The organism is Luteimonas sp. 100069, assembly GCF_003813845.1.
Taxonomy (GTDB): Bacteria; Pseudomonadota; Gammaproteobacteria; order Xanthomonadales; family Xanthomonadaceae; genus Luteimonas; species Luteimonas chenhongjianii.
In genome coordinates this window covers 1-18,415 of sequence record NZ_RPFN01000005.1, presented here as the reverse complement: position 1 = coordinate 18,415, position 18,415 = coordinate 1, and the positions used below count along the sequence as shown (strand labels likewise).

Annotated in this window: 19 protein-coding genes and 4 tRNA genes; 16 read left to right on the top strand and 7 right to left on the bottom strand. The window is 68.8% G+C overall.

Annotation, left to right across the window (positions count from 1 at the left end; all coding sequences use genetic code 11):
- Positions 1 to 35: 35 nt before the first annotated feature.
- On the top strand, positions 36 to 2,354 hold the full coding sequence (locus tag EGK76_RS11485; protein WP_123832715.1) for a pre-peptidase C-terminal domain-containing protein: 2,319 nt from the start codon (positions 36 to 38) through the stop codon (positions 2,352 to 2,354).
- Between the two features lie 84 nt (positions 2,355 to 2,438).
- Positions 2,439 to 2,888 (top strand): hypothetical protein, encoded by a 450-nt coding sequence (locus EGK76_RS11480; protein WP_096297381.1) that lies wholly within the window; start codon positions 2,439 to 2,441, stop codon positions 2,886 to 2,888.
- Between the two features lie 3 nt (positions 2,889 to 2,891).
- On the opposite strand, the gene EGK76_RS11475 is transcribed toward EGK76_RS11480, so the two are convergent.
- From EGK76_RS11475 to wrbA, 3 genes are all read right to left on the bottom strand, one after another.
- Positions 2,892 to 3,380, bottom strand: a complete 489-nt coding sequence (locus EGK76_RS11475; protein ID WP_123832714.1) for an asparaginase domain-containing protein — start codon at positions 3,378 to 3,380, stop codon at positions 2,892 to 2,894.
- Between the two features lie 64 nt (positions 3,381 to 3,444).
- Positions 3,445 to 3,810, bottom strand: a complete 366-nt coding sequence (locus tag EGK76_RS11470) for a DUF2069 domain-containing protein (protein ID WP_123832713.1) — start codon at positions 3,808 to 3,810, stop codon at positions 3,445 to 3,447.
- On the bottom strand, positions 3,807 to 4,400 hold the full coding sequence (gene wrbA, locus EGK76_RS11465; RefSeq protein WP_123832712.1) for an NAD(P)H:quinone oxidoreductase: 594 nt from the start codon (positions 4,398 to 4,400) through the stop codon (positions 3,807 to 3,809). Before wrbA ends, EGK76_RS11470 begins: the two co-directional genes overlap by 4 nt.
- Positions 4,401 to 4,732: 332 nt before the next feature.
- Between wrbA and EGK76_RS11460 the strand changes: the two genes are divergently transcribed.
- Together EGK76_RS11460 and EGK76_RS11455 are read left to right on the top strand one after the other, a co-directional pair.
- Entirely contained in the window at positions 4,733 to 6,007 is a 1,275-nt protein-coding gene (locus EGK76_RS11460) for a YihY family inner membrane protein (RefSeq protein WP_096297384.1), read from the top strand.
- Positions 6,004 to 6,576, top strand: a complete 573-nt coding sequence (locus tag EGK76_RS11455; protein WP_123832711.1) for a TlpA disulfide reductase family protein — start codon at positions 6,004 to 6,006, stop codon at positions 6,574 to 6,576. The genes EGK76_RS11460 and EGK76_RS11455 overlap by 4 nt, the downstream gene beginning before the upstream one ends.
- A 33-nt stretch (positions 6,577 to 6,609) precedes the next feature.
- Here the strand turns inward: EGK76_RS11455 and ppk2 are convergent, their stop codons facing one another.
- From ppk2 to hemA, 4 genes are all read right to left on the bottom strand, one after another.
- Positions 6,610 to 7,386, bottom strand: coding sequence for a polyphosphate kinase 2 (gene ppk2, locus EGK76_RS11450; RefSeq protein WP_096297386.1), 777 nt, complete (start codon positions 7,384 to 7,386; stop codon positions 6,610 to 6,612).
- A gap of 136 nt (positions 7,387 to 7,522) precedes the next feature.
- The gene (moaB, locus tag EGK76_RS11445; protein ID WP_096297387.1) at positions 7,523 to 8,041 is read right to left on the bottom strand and encodes a molybdenum cofactor biosynthesis protein B; all 519 of its coding nucleotides are present in this window, start codon (positions 8,039 to 8,041) and stop codon (positions 7,523 to 7,525) included.
- A gap of 160 nt (positions 8,042 to 8,201) precedes the next feature.
- On the bottom strand, positions 8,202 to 9,284 hold the full coding sequence (gene prfA, locus EGK76_RS11440; RefSeq protein ID WP_096297388.1) for a peptide chain release factor 1: 1,083 nt from the start codon (positions 9,282 to 9,284) through the stop codon (positions 8,202 to 8,204).
- On the bottom strand, positions 9,262 to 10,560 hold the full coding sequence (gene hemA, locus EGK76_RS11435) for a glutamyl-tRNA reductase (protein WP_123832710.1): 1,299 nt from the start codon (positions 10,558 to 10,560) through the stop codon (positions 9,262 to 9,264). Before hemA ends, prfA begins: the two co-directional genes overlap by 23 nt.
- A gap of 92 nt (positions 10,561 to 10,652) precedes the next feature.
- Between hemA and EGK76_RS11430 the strand changes: the two genes are divergently transcribed.
- From EGK76_RS11430 to EGK76_RS11375, 12 genes are all read left to right on the top strand, one after another.
- Complete coding sequence (locus EGK76_RS11430; RefSeq protein ID WP_123832709.1) at positions 10,653 to 12,350, top strand: tetratricopeptide repeat protein; 1,698 nt, start codon at positions 10,653 to 10,655, stop codon at positions 12,348 to 12,350.
- Positions 12,347 to 13,012 carry a lipoprotein insertase outer membrane protein LolB gene (lolB, locus tag EGK76_RS11425; protein WP_123832708.1) on the top strand — a complete coding sequence of 222 codons (666 nt, stop codon included), beginning with the start codon at positions 12,347 to 12,349 and terminating at the stop codon, positions 13,010 to 13,012. The genes EGK76_RS11430 and lolB overlap by 4 nt, the downstream gene beginning before the upstream one ends.
- A gap of 5 nt (positions 13,013 to 13,017) precedes the next feature.
- Positions 13,018 to 13,884 (top strand): 4-(cytidine 5'-diphospho)-2-C-methyl-D-erythritol kinase, encoded by an 867-nt coding sequence (gene ispE, locus EGK76_RS11420; protein ID WP_123832707.1) that lies wholly within the window; start codon positions 13,018 to 13,020, stop codon positions 13,882 to 13,884.
- Positions 13,885 to 13,953: 69 nt separating this feature from the next.
- Positions 13,954 to 14,026, top strand: a tRNA-Gln gene (locus EGK76_RS11415).
- Between the two features lie 79 nt (positions 14,027 to 14,105).
- On the top strand, positions 14,106 to 15,065 hold the full coding sequence (locus tag EGK76_RS11410; RefSeq protein WP_096297393.1) for a ribose-phosphate diphosphokinase: 960 nt from the start codon (positions 14,106 to 14,108) through the stop codon (positions 15,063 to 15,065).
- Between the two features lie 83 nt (positions 15,066 to 15,148).
- Positions 15,149 to 15,793, top strand: a complete 645-nt coding sequence (locus EGK76_RS11405) for a 50S ribosomal protein L25/general stress protein Ctc (RefSeq protein WP_123832706.1) — start codon at positions 15,149 to 15,151, stop codon at positions 15,791 to 15,793.
- 45 nt (positions 15,794 to 15,838) lie between these two features.
- Complete coding sequence (pth, locus tag EGK76_RS11400; RefSeq protein WP_096297395.1) at positions 15,839 to 16,420, top strand: aminoacyl-tRNA hydrolase; 582 nt, start codon at positions 15,839 to 15,841, stop codon at positions 16,418 to 16,420.
- A gap of 73 nt (positions 16,421 to 16,493) precedes the next feature.
- Positions 16,494 to 17,585, top strand: coding sequence for a redox-regulated ATPase YchF (gene ychF / locus EGK76_RS11395; RefSeq protein ID WP_123832705.1), 1,092 nt, complete (start codon positions 16,494 to 16,496; stop codon positions 17,583 to 17,585).
- A 325-nt stretch (positions 17,586 to 17,910) separates the two neighbouring features.
- A tRNA-Tyr gene (locus EGK76_RS11390) sits at positions 17,911 to 17,996 on the top strand.
- Positions 17,997 to 18,059: 63 nt separating this feature from the next.
- A tRNA-Gly gene (locus tag EGK76_RS11385) sits at positions 18,060 to 18,133 on the top strand.
- Positions 18,134 to 18,169: 36 nt separating this feature from the next.
- A tRNA-Thr gene (locus tag EGK76_RS11380) sits at positions 18,170 to 18,245 on the top strand.
- A 77-nt stretch (positions 18,246 to 18,322) separates the two neighbouring features.
- Positions 18,323 to 18,415 (top strand): GTP-binding protein (locus EGK76_RS11375; protein ID WP_005434227.1); only part of this gene is annotated, 93 nt, incomplete at its 3' end.

Genomic DNA, 18,415 nt, shown 5'->3' with positions numbered 1-18,415 from the left:
TCCATGCGGGTCACCAACGAGGGGTAGACATCAGGATGAAGACACTCATCGCATGCATCACCGCCGGCACGCTGTCGGTCGGTGCTGCCGCAGCTGCAGGGCGGGACGCGCGCCCGGCCGCCTTCGACCACCGGCTTCCGGCCGAACACACCGTCGAGCTCAAGCGCATGCCGGCGGTCGACATCGCGCGCCTGCGCGCTGAAGACGCCAGGCAGGATCGTGCGCTCGGCCTCCGGCCGATCCGCTTCGCCACGCCGCACGCCGTGGACCTCACGCCGAACAACGCCGGCGACTGGGACGAGATCGCCGGCGGCAACCTGGTCTGGCGGCTGCGTGTGGAATCGAAGGACGCGCTGTCCTTGAACTTCGGCTTCTCCGAGTTCCATCTGCCCGAAGGCGCGCGCCTGCTGGTCTATCCCGAGGGCCTCGACCGCAATGCCAATCCCGAGGCCATCCACACCTTCACCGCCGCCGACAACAGGCCCTCCGGCAGCCTGTGGACGCCGATCGTGCCGGGCGACAACGCGCTGATCGAAGTAGTCGTGCCGAAGTCGCAGGCCTCCGCACTGAAGCTGCGCCTGACCAGCGTCAACCACGACTATGTCGGCTTCGGCCGACTGGCCCGCGAAGGCGCGCTGGCACAGACCAAGGGGGTCTCGGGCAGTTGCAATGTCGACGTGGTGTGCCCCGATGGCGACGAGTTCCGCGACGAGATCCCGTCCGTCGGCGCGTATTCCCGCTTCGGCACGTTCTATTGCAGCGGCTCTCTGGTCAACAACACCGCTGGCGACCAGAAGATGTACTTCCTGACCGCCAACCACTGCGGCATGGGCACGGCCGATGCCGCGGCCAGCATCGTCGTCTACTGGAACTACCAGAACACGACCTGCCGCACGCCGGGCAGCGCCGAGAGCGGCGCCAACGGTGACGGCAGCCTGGCCCAGAACCAGACCGGCGCGGTGGTCCGTGCGACCTACGCCGCGTCCGACTTCACCCTGCTCGAGCTCGACGACGCGGCAGATCCCGCGTTCAACCTGAGCTGGTCGGGCTGGGACCGCCGCGATCTCGCCCCCGCGGGCGCGACGGGCATCCACCATCCGCGCGTCGCCGAGAAGCGCATCACCCATTCGGACAATCCCTTGCGTGTCGAGGGATATCTGGGCGGCAGCGGCACCACCCACCTGTGGGTGCAGTGGAACCAGCGCGGGACCACCGAGGGTGGTTCGTCGGGGTCGCCGATCTACAGCCCCGAAGGCCGGGTGATCGGACAGCTGCACGGCGGTTATGCCTCGTGTTCGACCACCGGCGACGACCACGTCGACTGGTACGGCCGTCTGTTCACCTCGTGGAGTGGCGGTGGGACCGCGGCCACGCGACTGAGCGACTGGCTCGACGCAGCCGGCACCGGCGCGGAGTTCATCGACACCATCGGCGCCGATGGCGGCACCGAGCCGGGCGATCCGGTCGCCGGTTTCGACTTCAGCGTAGACAACGACACCCTGACGGTGAGCTTCACCGACACCTCCAGCGACGACGGCGAAATCGTCTCCCGCGCATGGGCCTTCGGTGATGGCACCACCTCGAGCGAAGCCAACCCGGTGAAGACCTACGCCGAGGCCGGCGTGTACTCGGTCTCGCTGACGGTCACCGACGACGACGGCAATACCCACACCCGCACCCGACAGGTGGAAGTGGGCGACCTCTCGCCGGATGCCATTGAACTGACCAATCGCACACCGCTCTCCGGGCAGTCGGGCGCGGCCGGGACCAAACTGCTCTACAGCATCGAAGTGCCGGAGAACGTCAGCGGGCCGCTGTCGATCACCACCTCCGGTGGCAGCGGCAACGTGACGCTGTACGTGAGCCGCGATGTGGAACCGCAGGCCGATGCCTACGACTTCATCTCCCAGCGTCCGGGCAACAACGAAGTGGTGCGGATCGCCGACGTCGAAGCCGGGATCTACTACATCAAGGTCGTCGGGCAGTCGGCGTTCGCCAACGTCACCGTGCAGGCGCGCCACAACCTGCCGAGCGAAGGTGGCGGAGAAGGCAGCCTGCGCAATGGTGTGCCGGTGACCGGTCTGGCCGGGGCGGCGGGGACCCAGCAGTTCTGGACCATCCAGGTGCCGGCCGGTACCGCCAGCCTGCGGGTTGCGATGACCGGCGGGACGGGGGATGCCGATCTCTACCTGCGTTATGGCGCGCAGCCGACCACCACCGCCTACGACTGTCGCCCGTTCCTGAGCGGCAACAACGAAACCTGCACGGTCGCCAATCCGCAGGCCGGCACCTATCACGTGCTGGTCAATGCCTACTCCACCTTCAGCGGTGCGACGTTGACCGCCACCTGGTGAGGCAAGCGGCGTTCACCCCGGGCGCGCCCGGGGTGCGGGCATCATCACGGTCCCGCGCCCCACGCATTCCCGGCGGAGACCGTCATGTTGCAGGTTCCCCGTAATCCCGCGCGGCGCTTCGGCGCCGCGTTCTTTTTGCCAGCCCTGCTGTTGTCGGCCTGCGCCATGGGCGGCGATCCGCAGACCGACGCCAATACCGAGATCGATCCGATGCAGCAGCGTTTCATCGTCCGTTACGCGCCGGGCACCGCGCCGGAGCGGGACCCTGGCCTGGTCGCCGACCGCATCGCGCAGACGGCGCGCGCCGCGGGCCTGGTGGATGCGAAGGGCGTGCCCGCCAGGGTGACGTGGCTGCGGCGGCTGGCGGTGGGGGCCGACGTGGTCTCGGTCGATCCCGAGCTCGATGCCGCGCAGGCGCAGCGTCTACTGCAGGCACTGGAGGCCGAACCCGACGTCGAATACGCCGAGCCGGACGGTCGCATGACGATCGGCCCGGGGCCGGTGATGCCGACGAAGCGCCCCGGGAGCGACTGAGCCTCAGCCCAGGGGTTCGAACCGGTTGGCCTCGACGTTCTTGCGGACCTTGAGCGGATCCCAGATGCGACCGTTCATCGCGACGTAGACCCCCGGCGGCTTCGACTGCACGGCGCCGACGGCGGTCCCGATATTGAATTCCGCGTCGGAGCCGCGGAATCGGGCCGGGCTCAGTGCGCCGGTCAGCACGATGGTCTTGTCGGGAATCGTGGCCAGGACCTTCGCCGTCTCCACCATCGAATCGGTGCCATGGGTCAGCAGTACGTGGCTGGCCGGCTGCGCGGCAATCGTCGCGCGGATCAACTCGCGATCCTCGTCGGTGATGTGCAGCGAATCCTTGCGGATGATCGGGATCACGCGGTAACGGAACGCGACTCCGAGCTCCTCGAGCATGCGGCCGATCTGCGGGTCGCCGACCTGGAAGTCCGACTTGTCGTCGAAGTAGATCTTGTCGATCGTGCCACCGGTGGTGACGATCAGCAGCTCGTCCATCGTGTTGCGGTCCTGCGGGTCGGCCTGGCCCGCCATGATACCGGCCGCGGTCGTTGCGGCGTGCTCAGTCCGCCGACGCGGACCTGCGCCCGAAGCGCGCGCGCAGGCCGGGGAGGCTGGCGGAGAACACCACCGCCAGCGACAGCGCAATGCCCGCCCACGGGCGGACGCCGAGCTCGGGGTGTGACCAGGCGTACATGACACCGTGCGAGAACCAGAACAGCGCGGCGATGCCCGACCACAACGGCGCGGCGCGCAACCCGCGCAGTACCCCGGCGAGCAGCACCAGCGGGGGCAGCACGAACACGATCAGTGCGGCGCCGAAGTGCGGATCATCGCGGTGCCAGAGCAGGTACAGGACCGCGATCAGCGCAAGCGAGCACGCCAGTACGCTGCGCGCGGCGTCCGGCCGCGACCTCTGGGTGCTCACGCGGCGAGCTTCGCGGCAAGCGTGGCGATCCGGCGGCCGAGTGCCCGCGCAAGCGCCGCCTCGTCGTCGGTCGGCTGCGGATCGTCCTGCTGGCCGGCGACGTGGCTGGCGCCATACGGCGTGCCGCCGCCACGTGTCGTCGTCAAAGCCGGTTCGGTGTACGGGATGCCGGCGATGACGCAACCGTGGTGCAGCAGCGGCACCAGCATCGTCAGCAGTGTTGCTTCCTGGCCGCCGTGCTGGGTCGCGGTCGAGGTGAACACCGCCGCCGGCTTGCCGACCAGGGTGCCGCTGGCCCACTCCGCGCCGAGCCCGTCGAGGAAATGCTTGAGCGGCGCGGCCATGTTGCCGAAGCGGGTCGGACTGCCGAGCAGCAGTCCCGCGCATTCGGCAATGTCCGCACGGTCCACGTAGGGCGCCCCGTCGTCAGGCACCGGCGGCGCCGCCTGCTGGGTGATCGCGGCGACCGGTGGCACGGTCCGCAGCCGGGCCTGCATGCCGTCGACCTCGCCGATGCCGCGGGCGATCTGGCGGGCGAGCCGGGCGACCGAGCCGTTGCGGCTGTAGTAGAGGACGAGGATGTCGGGCATGGAGAGCCTCTGTGTGGATGGGGGGCTGCGCGCGTGGAAACCGCGCGGGTTTCGTCTGCGGAATCCGCAGCACTATCGGAATCCGCGCATTCCGGCATTCTCGCCCACTCCGCATGGCGTGGGCGAGGTGGGCTGCCCTTGCTGCAGGAGTGGGAAACCATCCGGCAGATTCCCGGCGGCGCAACCGGTCGCAACACGGGCCGCGTCCGGCACCGCAATCGCCGGGCGCTCGCCGGACCGCGGCTTCCGCCATGGGGGGCATGGCCATGGGACGGTGCGACCGCCATCCTTGATGCATCCCTCCACAAACCGCTTTTGCTACGCTGCCCGCGATGGAGCCACTCGCCACCTTCAACCGCTGGACTGAACGGATGGCCGACCGCGCGCGCGCGCTGAGCTTCGCGCGCTTCCTGTGGCGGCGGTTCCTCGACGACCGGCTGTTCGAAGCCGCCGGCGCACTGGCCTTCACCACGGTGTTCGCGCTGGTGCCGCTGTCGATGGTGGTGTTCGGCGTGCTGTCGGTGTTTCCCGCATTCGGGCAATGGCGCGACCAGCTCAGCGACTACATCTTCTCCAACTTCGTGCCCGACTCGGCCCGCGCGGTGGAGTCGGTACTGATGCAGCTGCTGAGCAATACCGGCCAGCTGACGACGATCGGCGTGATCGCGCTGGTGATCTCCGTGCTGGTGACCCTGCTCAGCGTCGAGACCACGTTCAACCGGATCTGGCGGGTCAAGTCCGCGCGGCCCACCTTCGCCCGCTTTCTCGTCTACTGGACCGTGCTCACGCTCGGCGCGCTGCTCGCCACGGCCAGCCTGGCGGTCTCGGCGCGGTTCTTCGCGCTGGAGATCTTCAACACCGATTCGGGGCGCCTGCTGCGCGGCGTGATGCTGTGGGCGGCGCCGATGCTGATCGAGCTCGCCGCGATCACGACGATCTTCCGCGTGGTGCCACACCGGACCGTGCAGTGGCGGCACGCGCTGGCCGGCGCCGCACTGGCGGTCGTGCTGTCGGAGATCATCAAGTGGGGGATCGGCCTGTACCTGGGCAGTTTCGACGCCTACGCGCGCATCTACGGGCAGATCGCCTTCCTGCCGATCTTCCTGCTGTGGGTGTATCTGAGCTGGGTGGCCATCCTGCTGGGCGCATCGTTCGCCTCGTCGATCTCGGCGTTCCGCTACCAGCCCGCGCACATGCGGCTGCCGCGCGGTTTCGAGTTCTACGGCCTGCTGCGCATGCTCGGCCGATTTGCGCAGGCGCGCAGCGAGGGTCGGGGCCTGCACATCGACGACATCCAGGCATGCGAGCCGATGCTGACCGATGCCCTGGTGCAGCAGATGCTCGCGCAGCTCGAGGAAATCGCCCTGGTGCGCCGGGCCGAATCGGGCGAGTGGCTGCTTGCGCGCGATCTCGACACCCTGACCATGGGCGAGCTCTACGAAGCCTGCGACCTGCGTATTCCCATTGCCGAGGCGCGCCTGCCGTGCCGTGACGACGCGCTCGGCGTCGCCGCGGCGGGCGCGCTCGACGATCTGCGCATTCCGCTGCGCGACCTGCTCAAGCGCCGCGTCGCCAGCCTCTACGATTCGACGGAGACATCAGCATGAAGCGCCTCGCGCCCTGTATCGCTCTTGCCCTGCTGCTTGCCGCCTGCAAGCCCGATGCGGACACGCCCGCCGCGCCCGATGCGCCCGCGTCGGCCCCGGCACCGGCCCCGGCACCGGCTGCGACGCCGGCGGCGCCGGACGTCTCGAAGACGCATCCGGCCTTGAGCGTGGAGACGCTCGACGGCGGCACCTTCGATCTGGCCGCGCATCGCGGCCAATGGGTGGTGGTGAACTTCTGGGCAACCTGGTGCGCACCGTGCCTGAAGGAGATGCCCGAACTTTCCGCGCTGGATGCAATGCGCGAGCACGTGCAGGTCGTGGGCCTGGCCTACGAGGAAATCGAGCCCGACGACATGCGGGCCTTCCTGCAGAAGCATCCGGTGGTCTATCCGATCGCGATCATCGACACCTTCGATCCGCCGGCCGACTTCGACACGCCACCGGGCCTGCCGATGACCTACCTGATCGGCCCGGATGGACAGGTGGTCGAGAAGATCCTCGGGCCGGTCACCGCCGAGCGTCTGGAAACCCTGATCGCCGGCGCCGGTGGGCCGGCGATCGCTGGATGAGGACGGGGCGACCCGGTAATCGCGGTGCGGTGCTCAGTCGCGGAAGGGCGGCAGTGGCGTGATCACGTCGTAGCGCTCGGGCAGTGGCGCCTGCGCTAGCGGTGGAAATTCGATGTATGGCGCGTCGACACGGGTATCGGGCAGCCGATCGAGCAGATTGCGCAGCAGGGTCAGTCGCCCGCGGCGCTGGTCGTTGAAATCGACCGCGGTCCAGGGCGCATGCCCGGTATGGGTGGCGGCAAACATCGTGTCGCGGGCGCGGGTGTATTCGCCGTAACGCGAGCGGGCCGCCACATCGACCGGTGACAGCTTCCAGCGCTTGAGCGGGTTGCGCAGGCGTTCGGCGAACCGGGCTTCCTGCTGCGCCTGGTCACAGCCCAGCCAGTACTTGAACAGCAGGATGCCGTCGTCCACCAGCTGCCGTTCGAACGCTGGTGTCTGGGCCAGGAACGCGGCGACCTGCGCGGGCGTGGCATAGCCCATGACCGACTCGACGCCGGCGCGGTTGTACCAGCTGCGATCGAACAGGGCGATCTCGCCCGCGGATGGCAGGTACGGAACGTAACGCTGGAAATACCACTGGCTCGCCTCGCGGTCACTGGGCCTGGGCAGGGCGGCGACATGGCACTGGCGCGGGTTGAGATGCTCGGAGATCGCCTTGATGGCGCCGCCCTTGCCGGCGGTGTCGCGGCCTTCGAAGATCACCAGCAGACGTGTGCCGGCGTGCTTGAGCCAGCGGGCGGCCGCTGCCAGCTCCACCTGCATCGGCTCCAGTGCGGCCTCGTAGTCCTTGCGTTTCATCGGGGTCATGGCGGGCTCGCTTCCGATTCAGACGATGCAGGCCGGCGCGGGGCGGAATGTCGTTCGGAACTCGGCGCCCCGCGGCCTCGCGCCACCGTCGGGATTTCGCCGCAGGCGCTGGACGGCGTGCACGGCCCGCGCACGGTCATTCCTTCAGGCGCGGCCGGATCGTCGCGAGATTGCAGGGCCTGGTACGCGCGTCGAGCTGCTGGTGGATGATCTTCTCCCACGCCGTGCGGCAGGCCGAGGTGGAGCCCGGCAGGGCGAACAGGAAGGTCGCGTTGGCGAGGCCGGCGAACGCACGCGATTGCAGCGACGACGTGCCGATCTCGTCGAAGGAGATGGCCCGGAACAGCTCGCCGAAACCGGGCATCTGTTTGTCCAGCAACGGAAGCAGGGCCTCGGGCGTCGAATCGCGGCCGGTGAAGCCCGTGCCGCCGGTGACGATCACGCCGTCGATCGCGGAATCGGCGATCCACTTCGAAACCAGTGCGCGCATCGCGTAGCGGTCGTCCGGCAGCAGCGCGCGCTCGGCGATCTGATGGCCGGCGCCGGTCAACGCCTCGACCAGATAGTCGCCGGAGCTGTCGGTTTCGAGGCTGCGGCTGTCGGAGACCGTCAGCACGCAGATCTGCAGGGGGATGAAATCGGTCTGGTTGCTCATCCGGCGAGGTTACCGCACGGCCCTCAAGCGCGCGGCACGCCGAGCGTTCGCGCTGCGGCAGTGGGAGTGCGACGGGGCGCGTCCGCCGAGTCACGGGGGCGCGCCCGGCGCGGGCAGTCGTCTCGCTTCGTCTGCCCGCAGGTCGCGGGCGGGCGACGGGTTACTGCGCGGTCATGCGCGCCAGTTCGTCGGCCTGGTGTTCCTGCGACAGCCGCGCGATCAGGCCGTCGAGATTGCCTTCGAGCACGTTCGGCAGGTCGTACAGGGTGAGGCCTTCGATCCGGTGGTCGGTGATCCGGCCCTGCGGATAGTTGTAGGTGCGGATGCGCTGGCTGCGGTCGCCACTGCCGACCTGCAGCTTGCGCACTTCCGCGGTCGCCGCGGCGCGGCGGTCTGCCTCCGCCTCGGCCAGCATCGCGCGCAGGCGTTTCATCGCCTTGTCGCGGTTCGCGTGCTGGCTGCGCTCGGTCTGCGATTCCACGACGAGCCCGCTCGGCAGATGGGTGATGCGGATCGCCGAGTCCGTCTTGTTGACGTGCTGGCCGCCGGCGCCGGAGGAGCGGAAGGTGTCGACCTTGAGGTCGGCGGGATTGAGTTCGATCGGCTCGCCTGCATCCTCGATCGGAATGATCGCCACGGTGGCTGCCGAGGTGTGGATGCGGCCCTGCGATTCGGTCTCGGGCACGCGCTGGACGCGATGCGTGCCGGATTCGAACTTGAGCCGCGCATAGGCGCCGGCGCCGTCGACGGCGGCAATGATTTCGCGAAAACCGCCGTGCTCGCCCGGGCTCGCCGATTCCACCTCGACGCGCCAGCCCTGGCGCTCGGCGTAGCGGCTGTACATGCGGAACAGGTCGCCAGCGAAGATCGCCGCCTCGTCGCCGCCGGTGCCCGCGCGGATCTCGAGATAGAAGCCGCCGTCGTCCCGGGCGTCGCGGGGCACCAGCAATGCCAGCAGGTCCGCCTCGAGCGCCGCCAGCCGGGCATCGGCGGCCGCGATTTCCTCCTCGGCCATCTCGCGCATGTCGGCATCGCCGAGCAGCGAGCGCGCCGCCTCGCGATCGTCGAGCGCGCTGCGCTCCTCGGCCAAGGCCGTGGCCAGGGGTTCGAGCTGGGCGAACTCGCGCGAGAGTGCGCGGAACCGGGCCTGGTCGGAGACGGTTGCCGGGTCGGAGAGCAGGCGTTCGAGTTCTTCGCGGCGTTCGGCCAGCGCCTCGAGTTTACGGCGCAGGGTCGGCAGCATCGGGGGTCCGGGGGGCAGGGTCGGGCGGCAGCAGGGCATCGAGGCTGTCGGCCAGGGTGTCGTCGCCGCGCAGGGCGGCTTCGCGCAGCGCGGCGGTCGGCAGGTGCAACAGCCGGTTGGTCAGGGTGTGCGCGAGGAGCTCGAGCACCGAGTCCGGCGACTGCCCGGCGGCCAGTTGTTGCCGGGCGCGGGCCAGTGCCTGGCCGCGTAGCGCCTCGCCATGCGCACGCAGGCGCTTGACCGGGGCCAGCCGTCCGCGGGCGGCGACAGACTCGCGGAAGCGGGTCACCTGCAGGTCGATGATCGCCTCGGCATCGCTGGCAGCTTCGCGCCGGCCGCGCCGGTTGCTGTCGAGCGTCCGTTCCAGATCGTCGACGGTATAGAGGAACACGTCGTTGAGGTCGGCGACATCCGGCGCGATGTCGCGCGGCACCGCGAGGTCCATCAGCAGCATCGGCCGGTGCTTGCGCGCCGAAAGCGCCGCGGCGACCTGCTCGCGGCGGATCACCGGCTCACGACTGGCGGTCGCCGAGAACACCACGTCGGCCAGGAACAGGTGGCGGTCGAGTTCGTCGAGCGGCAGCGCGATGCCGCCATGGCGACCGGCGAGCTCCTGCGCATGGGCATAGGTGCGGTTGGCGATGAGCAGACGCTTGACGTTGGCCTGGGCGAGGTGCCGCGCGGCCAGCTCGATGGTTTCGCCGGCGCCCACCAGCAGGGCCACCGAATCGGCGGGGCTGGCGAAGGATTCCTGTGCCAGGCGCACCGCGAGCGAAGCCACCGAGACCGGGCTGTTGCCGATGCGGGTCTCGCTGCGCGCGCGCTTGGCGGTGACGAAGGCGTGCTGGAATACCCGATCGAGTTCGTTGCCGAGCGTGCCTGCCTGGCGCGCGGTGGCCCAGGCCTGCTTCACCTGGCCGAGGATCTGCGGCTCGCCGAGGACCAGGGAGTCCAGACCCGTCGCCACCCGGAACAGGTGTCGCACCGCCTCGGCGCCCTGGTGGCAATAGAGATAGGCGTGCAGGGTGCCGCCCTGCGCGGCGGCATCGTCGCCCGGATGCGTCGCCAGCCAGTTCGCCAGCGCGCTGCCGTCGTCATCGCTGACCGCATAGAGCTCGGTGCGGTTGCAGGTCGACAGCAATGCGACTTCCCGCACCGGTGGCAACGCCCGCAACTGCGCCAGCGCCGCGCCGAGTGCGTCGCCGGCGAACGCGACACGCTCGCGCAGGGCGACCGGCGCGGTCTGGTGGTTGATGCCGAGGGCGAAGAGACTCATGTGCTGGGTGCCTGGAAAGGACGGTCATCCCGTTCAGGCGCTTGCGATAAGCTTCCGACGAAGGCGCCCATTTTACGGCCCGGTTGCCCCAGATGCCCGTTTTCCCTCTGCCCTCGGCCGCGCAGCTGCGCGTGGCGCTGCTGGTGCCCCTGCTTGGCCTGGCCGGCGTGGCCCAGGCGCAGCGCGGCGATACCGACCGCACCGATCCACTGCACCAGGACCTGCTGGGCGCCACCCTGGCCGGCGAATTCGCCGTGCAGGCCGGCCGCCTGGACGAAGCCGCCAACTGGTATCTCGACGCCGCCCGCCAATCCGGCGGCGATGTCGGCCTGGCCGAGCGGGCGACCCGCATCGCCCTGCTCGCCGGCGATGACCGCCGGTCCGCGCAGGCGCTGGAGCTGTGGCGTCGCGGGGCGCCCGATTCGTTGCCGATGCGCGCGGCGGAAGCCACGCTGTCGCTGCGCGGCGGCCGCGACCGCGCAGCGCGCCGCCAGCTCGAAGCCCTGTTGCGCAGCGATTCCCCGGCCGGCTGGCGTCATGCTTTCAATGTGCTCGGCGGCGGCGCGCGCGATCAGGAGCAGGCGGGGCGCCTGCTCGGCCAGATCGTCGATGGTGGCGCGATCCCCGACGTGCTGCAGGCCTGGATGGCGTTCGGCGGGCTCGCCCAGCGGCTTGATCGCAGCGATCTCACCGATCGCATCCTCGAACGCATCGTCGCGCGGTTTCCGGGCGAGCCCCGCGTCGCCCTGCTGCGCGCCAGCCAGTTGCGCGAGACGGGGCGCGCCGACGAGGCCCGCCAGGCGCTGGTTGCACTTGGCGATGCAGCCCTGATCGCGCCGGATCTGCGCATGGCCATCGCCGCCGAGTACGACGCCCTCGGCGATCTCGCCGATGCCGAGCGCACCCTTGCGATGGGGCCGCAGGACGGCCGCACCTACGTGCTGCGCGCCTCGCTGCTGGCGCGCGGGGAGAACAAGGCCGCGCTCGCGGCCCTCTACGACGAAGTCAAGGCGGTCGCGCTGACCCCGAACCCCGCGCAGCGCCTTCTGCTGGGCCAGATGGCCGAATACCTCGAGCAGTACGAGGAAGCGCTCGACTGGTACCGGACCGTGCCGGGCGGCCCCGAGCGCGCCCAGGCGCGGCTGCGCGGCGCCCGCGTGCTCCACGAGCTCGACCGGCGCGATGAAGCCTGGGCGCGCCTGCGTGAGCTGCAGTCCGATGCGACCGCCGACGAGGATCTGCGTCTCAATGCCTACCTGCTCGAGGCCGAGCTGCGGCAACAGGGCGATGATGCCGGCGAACTCGACGTCTACAACCGCGGCCTGGCTGCGCGGCCGGACGATCCGGCGTTGCTGTACGCCCGCGCGCTGATGTGGGAGCGTCGCGACGACATTCCCCGCGCCGAGGCCGATCTGCGCCGCGTGCTGGTGGCCGATCCGGAAAACGTCGCCGCGCTCAATGCGCTGGGCTATACGCTCGCAGACCGCACCACGCGCTACACCGAGGCGCTGGAACTGATCGACCGCGCCCGCGTGGCCGAGCCGGACAACGCGGCGATCATCGACAGCTATGGTTGGGTGCTCTATCGGCTCGGGCGCAACGAGGAGGCGCTGGTCGAGCTCCGCCGCGCGTTCTCGATGATGAAGGACGCCGAGGTTGCCTCGCATATCGGCGAGGTGCTGTGGGCGCTGGGCCGGCGCGACGAAGCGCGCAAGTATTTCGAAGAGGCGCGCGCGATCGATCCGGAAAACCGTTCGCTGCTGCGTGCGCTCGAGAAGACCGGCGCATGAGGCCGCGGATCGCCTGGGTCGCGTTGCTCGCGATTGCGCTGTCCGCGTGCACCAGTGTGCCGGTGCGCGCGCCGCTGCAGACGGTCGAACTCGACGCGGATTCGCAGGCGCAGGCGCAGGCGCGCCTGGCCGCGCGCGAGGCTGCGGTCCGCGCGATGCCCGCGTTCGGCTTCACCGGGCGCGTGGCGATGTCCAATGGTCGCGATGGCGGCAGCGGGCGCATCGAATGGGTGCAGACCGGCGCCGACTACCACGTCACCCTCAGTGCACCGGTCACCCGGCAGAGCTGGGAGCTGCGTGGCGGGCCGGGCGGTGCACGCATCGAGGGTCTCGAAGGCGGCCCCCGCGCGGGGGCCGACGTCGGCGCCCTGCTGTGGCAGGCGACAGGGTTCGAGATTCCTGTGGCGGCGCTCGCTGCCTGGGCCGCCGGCACGCGCGCGCCCGAAGCGATCGCCGGCACGGCGGAGCTGGGGTTCGACGCGGGTGGTCAGCTGGCGCGGCTGCAGCAGGACGGCTGGACCATCGATTACCTCGAGTGGCAGCCCGAACCTGGCAACGCCGCGGTCGCGCTGCCGACCCGCATCAACGCCCAGCGCGGCGACGCGCGGGTGCGTCTGATCGTCGATGCCTGGAGCGCCGACGCGGCGATGCCGGCGCCGTGAGTGGCGTGGATGCGAAAGCGGACGGCTGGTCGAGCTGGCCGGCGCCGGCGAAGCTCAATCTCTTTCTTCTCGTCACGGGGCGCCGCGACGATGGCTACCACGCACTGCAGACCGTGTTCCGGCTGCTCGATTGGGGCGACACCATCCACCTGCGACTGCGCGACGATGGCGCCATTCGCCGAGTGGGGGCATCCGTCCCCGGCCTGCCAGAGCATGAGGATCTGGTGGTGCGCGCCGCCAATCTCCTGCAACGAGAGGGCAAAAGCGCGCAAGGTGTCGACATCAGCGTCGATAAGCGTATCCCGTCGGGCGCTGGCCTGGGCGGGGGGTCCTCGGATGCGGCGACGGTGCTGCGCGCGCTCGACCGGCTCTGGCAACTCGATCTGGGCGTGGAGCGGCTTGCCGCCCTCGGCCTGGCCCTTGGCGCCGATGTGCCGGTATTCGTGCGCGGCCACAACGCCTGGGCCGAAGGCGTCGGCGAGTCCTTGCGGCCGATCGCGTTGTCGCCCGCCTGGTACCTGCTTGCGGATCCCGGCGTCCACGTGAATACCGGTGCGCTGTTCCAATCCGCTGAATTGACGCGAAATGCTGCGCCCGCGACAATGGTCGACTTCGTTTCAGGTGTATCGCTCGGCAACGCGTTCGAGCCGGTCCTGCGGCGCCGGGAACCCGCCGTCGAGGCGGTGTTCCAGGTGCTCGCCGAGATCGGTACGCCACGCCTGACCGGCACGGGCAGCGGTTGCTTCGTCGAATTCGCGACCCGCGAACTCGCCGAAGCCGCGCAGGTGCGGGTCGCATCGCGGGTCTCCACCCGCGTGGTCGGCGGCGCGGCGCGGTCGCCTTTGCTCGATGCGCTTGAGGCGGAAGGCTGAAAGCGGTGGCTGGTGGATGTCGATTCGGGCGTGGTGCGCCGAGTCGACAGCCACGAATCACCGCTTTCTAGGGGCGTCGCCAAGTGGTTAAGGCACCGGGTTTTGATCCCGGCATTCGCAGGTTCGAATCCTGCCGCCCCTGATACCCGTGTACCGGTCTTCCGGGTTCCGCACGGCCCCTTTCCCAATCCGCTCGGTCAGAGCGACGCGGAGCAGCAGACATGAAAGAAGAACGCAACCTCCTGATCTTCGCCGGCAACGCCAATCGCCCGCTGGCCAAGGCCGTGTGCCGCGAGCTGGGCGTGCGTCCGGGCAAGGCCCTGGTCTCCACGTTCTCCGACGGCGAGGTACAGGTCGAGATCGAGGAGAACGTCCGCCGCCAGGACGTGTTCGTGCTGCAGCCCACCTGCGCGCCCTCTGCCGAAAACCTGATGGAGCTGCTGGTGCTCATCGATGCGCTCAAGCGCGCGTCGGTGACCAATGTCACCGCGGTGATCCCGTACTTCGGCTACTCGCGCCAGGACCGCCGTCTGCGCTCGTCGCGGGTGCCGATCACGGCCAAGGTCGCGGCGAAGATGGTGACCGTCGCCGGCGCCGACCGCGTGCTGACGATCGACCTGCACGCCGACCAGATCCAGGGCTTCTTCGACATTCCGGTCGACAACGTCTATGCCTCTCCGCTGCTGCTGGCCGACATCTGGCGCGCGCACGGCACCGACAACATGGTGGTGGTCTCGCCCGACGTCGGCGGCGTGGTGCGCGCCCGCGCGATCGCCAAGCGGCTCGACGATGCGGACCTGGCGATCATCGACAAGCGCCGTCCGCGCGCCAACGTCTCCACGGTGATGAACATCATCGGCGACGTTCAGGGCAAGACCTGCGTGCTGGTCGACGACATCGTCGATACTGCGGGCACCCTGTGCGCCGCAGCGGCCGCACTGAAGAAGAACGGGGCAGAGAAGGTCGTGGCCTACTGCACCCATGCCGTGCTCTCGGGCGCGGCGATCGACAACATCGAAAAATCGCAGCTCGACGAGATGGTCGTGACCGACACCATTCCGCTGTCGGAGGCCGCCCGCAACTGCGCGCGCATCCGCCAGCTCAGCGTCGCCGAGCTGCTGGCCGAGACGATCCGCCGGATCGCATTCGGAGAATCGGTCAGTTCGCTCTACGTGGACTGACCTGCTGCAACGTCTCGTCTGGTCGCGGACGAGACGCATCACCGCCGCGAGGCGGTTTCAATCCAGAAAAGTGAATATTGCAAATGGCCATCACCCATGAAATCAAGGTGCAGCGCCGGGAAGACGAGGGGAAGGGTGCGAGCCGCCGCCTCCGTCATGCCGGTGAAGTACCTGCCGTCGTCTACGGCGGCGACCTCAAGCCCGTCAGCATCAAGCTGAGCCACAACGACGTCTGGCTCGCGAGCCAGCACGAATGGTTCTACGCCTCGATCCTCGAGCTGAGCCTCAACGGCGAAATCCAGAAGGTCCTGCTGCGTGACATGCAGCGCCACCCGTTCAGGCAGCAGATCATGCATCTGGATTTCCAGCGCGTGAACGAGAACGAGGTCATCCGCACCGCCGTGCCGCTGCACTTCATCAACGAAGATGCCTCGCCGGCCGGCAAGGCTGCCGACGTCGTGATCACGCACGAGCTCAACGAAGTCACCGTGACCTGCCTGCCGGGCAACCTGCCGGAATTCATCGAGGTCGACCTGGGGTCGCTGGCCCTCGGCGACATCGTCCACCTCTCGCAGATCAAGCTGCCCGAGGGCGTCGAGATCCCCGAGCTGGCGCTGGGCGCGGATCACGACGTCGCTGTCGTCGTCGCCAAGCACGGTCGCGTCGAGGCCGAGCCGGCCGGGGACGAGGATTCCGCCGCCGTTCCGGCCCCCAAGGCCGACGAGTAATCGTCGCGCGGGCGCGCTTTCGGGCGCGCCCGCGTCGCCGTAGCAATGGCAGGACTGCGACTCATCGTCGGGCTGGGCAATCCCGGTCCCGAATACGCAAGGACCCGGCACAACGCCGGGTTCCGTTTTGTCGACGAACTCGCCGCGAAGGCGGGCGCGTCATTCCGGCTCGACAGCAAGCTCTTCGGCGAGACCGCGAAGATCGACATCGCCGGTCGGTCGGTCTGGCTGCTCAAGCCCGCGACCTTCATGAACCTCAGCGGCAAGTCGGTCACCGCCGCGCTGCGGTTCTGGAAGTTCGAACCCGAGCAGGCGCTGCTGGCCCACGACGAGCTGGACCTGCCGCCCGGGACCGCGCGTCTCAAGTTCGACGGCGGGCACGGCGGACAGAACGGGCTGCGCGACACGATGAAACTGCTGGGCCATGGCGGCTTCCACCGCCTGCGCATCGGCATCGGCCATCCGGGCCACAAGGACAAGGTCACGCCCTGGGTGCTCGGGCGCCCCAGTGCCGAGGACGACATCCTCATCGATCGCGCGATCGACGATGCCATCGACGTGCTGCCGCTGGCGATGGACGGCAATTTCATGGATGCGATGACCCGCCTGCACACCGCGAAACCCTGACCGGGACTGGTGACTGGCGATTTGCCCGCAAGGGGCGAGTCGCCAGTCGCGAGTCACGAATGACGGATCGCCAATGGGCATCAAATGCGGCATCGTCGGCCTGCCGAACGTCGGCAAGTCGACCCTTTTCAACGCGTTGACCAAGGCGGGCATTGCCGCGGCCAACTTCCCGTTCTGCACCATCGAGCCGAACGTCGGCATTGTGCCGGTGCCGGACCTGCGCCTGGCTGCGCTGGCCGCCATCGTCAAACCGCAGAAGGTGCTGCCGACTGCGGTCGAGTTCGTCGACATCGCCGGCCTCGTCGCCGGTGCGGCCAGCGGCGAGGGGCTGGGCAACAAGTTCCTGTCGCACATCCGCGAGGTCGATGCGATCACCCACGTGGTGCGCTGCTTCGAGAACCCCGACGTCATCCACGTCAACAACAAGGTCGACCCGATCGCCGACATCGAGACCATCGATACCGAGCTCGCGCTCGCCGATCTCGACTCGGTGGAGCGCGCGCTGCAGCGGGCCGAGCGTTCGGCCAAGACCGGCGACAAGGACGCCAAGGTGCGCGCCGAGGTGCTGGGTCGCGTGCAGAAGGGTCTGGCGGATGGCCAGCCGGTGCGCGCGCTCAAGCTGTCGGATGACGATCAGGCCGTGATCCGTGACCTGTTCCTGCTGACCGCCAAGCCGGTGCTGTACATCGCCAACGTGCTCGAGGACGGCTTCGAGGACAATCCGCATCTCGATGCCGTGCGCGCCCGCGCGGCGGGCGAGGGCGCCGAGGTCGTGCCGGTATCGGCGGCAATCGAGGAAGAGCTCTCGCAGCTCGACGATGCCGACCGCGACGCGTTTCTGACCGACCTGGGGCTGAACGAGCCCGGCCTGAGCCGCGTGATCCGCGCGGCCTACGGCCTGCTGGCGTTGCAGACCTACTTCACCGCCGGCGTCAAGGAAGTGCGCGCATGGACGGTGAAGATCGGTGCGACCGCGCCCCAGGCGGCCGCGGTCATCCACACCGATTTCGAGAAGGGCTTCATCCGCGCAGAAGTTGTCGGATATGACGACTTCATCCGCTACAACGGCGAGAGCGGGGCCAAGGAAGCCGGCAAGTGGCGGCTCGAAGGCAAGGAGTACATCGTCAAGGACGGTGATGTGATGCACTTCCGCTTCAACGTCTGATCTGCGCGGACGTGTCGAGAAGGGCGCCCGAGGGCGCCTTTTTCGTGTCGACGCGTCGCTGCCGCCCGTCGGGGGCGCGCGTCACGCGATTGGTCGATGGCGGCGGCGTTCCCGCAACGCGCGCGCTCCGGATGCGGAAACGCGATTTCAGTGCCGATCCAGCGTCAGACCCATGGCGTTCGCGCGCCGCAGACGTTAAGATGCGCGCCCGTCGCACGTCGCGGTCAGGCTGCGGCGGTCCGATGAAATTAATGTCATCCGGCGTTGACAGAATCGGGAAATGGCCCCAAAATCGCGGGCTGTTTTCACCGGCAAGACGAAAGCCGGAGGGATACCCAAGCGGCCAACGGGGGCAGACTGTAAATCTGCTGGCTTACGCCTTCGGTGGTTCGAATCCACCTCCCTCCACCATTTCGGCTTGGTGGAAACAAATTGCGGTGCGATTAGGTTGTAATGCGGCAAGCGGGTCCCGGTGCGGGAGTAGTTCAACGGTAGAACCTCAGCCTTCCAAGCTGATGGTGCGGGTTCGATTCCCGTCTCCCGCTCCATTGAACATTCCACGCGGCTCCCCGTTCCACATCGTTGCTCACGTAGCTCAGTCGGTAGAGCACCTCCTTGGTAAGGAGGAGGTCGAAGGTTCGATTCCTTTCGTGAGCACCATCCTCCGCGGTCCCGCATGAAGCGGTTCCGACGCGGCACGCAATCACCACTTTCATCAGATTTCGAGACAGGCAGCCATGGCAAAGGGTAAGTTCGAGCGCACCAAGCCCCACGTGAACGTGGGCACGATCGGTCACGTCGACCACGGCAAGACGACGCTGACGGCGGCG